This is a genomic window from Burkholderia sp. E168m23 (genome assembly GCF_016586125.1).
GTDB lineage: Bacteria > Pseudomonadota > Gammaproteobacteria > Burkholderiales > Burkholderiaceae > Burkholderia > Burkholderia orbicola.
The window spans coordinates 1-2,758 of the sequence record NZ_BCPP01000941.1 but is presented as its reverse complement, the minus strand read 5'-3'; the positions used below and the strand labels follow the sequence as shown (position 1 = coordinate 2,758).

Annotated in this window: 2 protein-coding genes and 1 pseudogene; 1 reads left to right on the top strand and 2 read right to left on the bottom strand. The window is 68.4% G+C overall.

Annotated elements, in window-relative coordinates:
* Positions 1-1,401, top strand: a pseudogene (locus JMF90_RS32290) (excinuclease ABC subunit A); the annotation flags it as partial.
* A gap of 89 nt (positions 1,402-1,490) precedes the next feature.
* Here JMF90_RS32290 and JMF90_RS32285 read toward each other — a convergent pair.
* Together JMF90_RS32285 and JMF90_RS32280 are read right to left on the bottom strand one after the other, a co-directional pair.
* Positions 1,491-2,432 (bottom strand): amino acid ABC transporter substrate-binding protein, encoded by a 942-nt coding sequence (locus JMF90_RS32285; protein ID WP_054928626.1) that lies wholly within the window; start codon positions 2,430-2,432, stop codon positions 1,491-1,493.
* Between the two features lie 13 nt (positions 2,433-2,445).
* Positions 2,446-2,758 (bottom strand): dicarboxylate/amino acid:cation symporter (locus JMF90_RS32280; protein WP_201325951.1); only part of this gene is annotated, 313 nt, incomplete at its 5' end.

Sequence of the window (2,758 nt, the reverse complement as noted above, 5' to 3'; positions counted from 1 at the left end):
ACGATCCGCCGCGCGGATCACATCATCGACGTCGGCCCGGGCGCCGGCAAGCGCGGCGGCACGCTGGTCGCGCAAGGCGCGGTGGCCGATCTCGCCGCGCGGGCCGATTCGGTGACGGGGCGCCTGCTCGCGCAGCCGATGACGCACCCGCTGCAACCGCGCCGCAGCGTGAGCCTGCCGGGCAAGAAGGGCGGTGAAGCCGTGCCGGAAGCCTGGCTGACCGTGCATGGCGCGCAGCTGCACAACCTGCGCGACGTCACGGTCGGCATTCCGCTCGCGCGGCTCGTCGCGGTCACGGGCGTCAGCGGTTCGGGCAAGTCGACGCTCGCGCGCGACGTGCTGATGACGAACCTGCTGGACGCGGTCGGCCGCTCGGTGCTGTCGTCGCCCGCCACGCGGCGTGCGCGCAAGGCCGCGCAGCAGGACGCGCCGGCCACCAACCGTCGTTCGAGCGTGCTCGCGCGCAGCGCACCGCGGCCGTCGCTGAACGTCACGCATGCGTGGCAAGGTTGCGAGTCGCTGAGCGGCTGGGAGCAGATCGATCGCGTGCTCGAAGTCGACCAGACGCCGATCGGCAAGACGCCGCGTTCGTGCCCGGCCACCTATATCGGCGTGTGGGACACGATCCGCAAGCTGTTCGCCGATACGCTCGAAGCGCGCGCACGCGGCTATACGGCGTCGCGTTTCTCGTTCAATACCGGCGACGGGCGCTGCCCCGCGTGCGAAGGGCAGGGCGTGCGCACGATCGGCATGAGCTTCCTGCCGGACGTGAAGGTGCCGTGCGACGTGTGCCACGGGCAGCGCTTCAATCCGGAAACGCTCGCCGTCACGTGGCGCGGCCGGAACATCGGCGACGTGCTGACGATGGAGATCGACGAGGCGGTCGAGTTCTTCGCGCCGATCTCGAACATCGCGCATCCGCTGCAGCTGATGAAGGACGTCGGGCTCGGCTATCTGACGCTCGGCCAGCCGTCGCCGACGCTGTCCGGCGGCGAGGCGCAGCGCATCAAGCTCGTCACCGAGCTGACGAAGGTGCGCGACGACATCACGCGGCGCGGCCAGAAGGTGCCGCACACGCTGTACGTGCTCGACGAGCCGACGGTCGGCCTGCATATGGCCGACGTCGCGAAGCTGATCCGCGTGCTGCACCGGCTGGTGGATGCCGGGCATAGCGTCGTCGTGATCGAGCACGATCTCGACGTGATCGCCGAAGCCGACTGGATCATCGATCTCGGGCCCGAAGGCGGCGTGGGCGGCGGCACGATCGTCGCGGCGGCGGCGCCGGAAGGGCTCGTGCAGGTGAAGGCCAGCCATACCGGGCAAGCGCTGAAGCCGGTGCTGGCCCGAGCGGCCAGCGAAGACGCCGAAGCGGAGCAGCAGGGCGCGGCGCGGGTCGGCTGAACGCGTCGCATCCGGCGAGCGGCCCCGATGCCTGGTGAGGCATCGGGGCCGTTCTCGTCTCGTCCTTCATGTCGACGATGGCGCCGCGCTCAATTCGCGTTGACGCCGATCGCCTCGATGATGGTTTCCAGCTGAGGGCTCATCGGCAGGTTCAGACTCAAGCCGGACGGAAGCGGGCGCAGGAACCAGCGCTTGTACTGACGTGCGATCTCGCCGTCGGCGGCCAATTCCTGGAACGTGCTTTTCACGATCTGCGCGAGTTGCGGATCGTCCTTGCGGAACATGATGCCGTACGGGTCGTACGATAGAAAATCGCCCACCACGTCGTACTGGCCGCCCTTGCTCGCATTCTCGGCGATCAGGCCGTACAGCAACACGTCGTCCGTCGCGAACGCGTCGGCACTGCCGTTCGCGACGAGCGCGAAGCCTTGCGCATGGTCCGGCACCACCTGTAGCTGGACCCCGAGCCGGAACTTGTCATTCAGGTCGCGCAGCGCCTTCTCGTTGGTCGTGCCGGCCGTCACCGCGACTTTCTTGCCCGCGAGATCGCGGAACGAGCGGATCGGCGCGCCGCGTTTCACCATCACCTTCGTGCCGGCCACGAAGAAGATCGGCGAGAACGCCACGCGTTTCTGGCGCTCAAGGTTGCTGGTCGTTGAGCCGCATTCCAGGTCGACCTTGCCGCTGACCACCGCGTCGATGCGGTTGTCGGACGTGACCGGCACCCAGCGGATCGTCAGGCTCTGGTTGATCGCATCCTCGATCGACGCCACGAGCGCCTTGCACAGCTCGATCGAATAGCCGATCGGCTGGTTGCGCGCATTCAGGTACGAAAACGGGATCGACGCGTCGCGATAGCCGAGCGCGATCGTGCCGCTGCTGCGCACCTTCGCGAGCGTGCCGGTCAGTTGGGCCGGCGCGAACGGCTCGACGCGCGGCGGCGTCGACGGCGCATCGTCCGCACGCGCGGCCGCGCCCGTCGCAAGCAGGCCCGCGAGCGCGAGCGCACGCCAGAATCGCTGCATCTTCATCGCCGGGCCTCCGTCAGACTTCCGTCGGATGTGCGATCGTCGCTTCCTGTTCCGCTTCGATGCGCGCAGCGTTGGCTTCGGCTTCCGCTTCCGGCAGGAGCTGGCCTTCCCATTTCGCGACCACCGCGCTCGCGATCGAATTGCCCACCGCATTGGTGGCCGAGCGGCCCATGTCGAGGAACGTGTCGACGCCGAGAATCAGCAGCAGCCCTGCCTCCGGCAGCCCGAACTGGTGCAGGGTGGCCGCGATCACGACGAGCGACGCACGCGGCACGCCGGCCATTCCCTTCGACGTGAGCATCAGTACCAGCAGCATCGTGATCTGC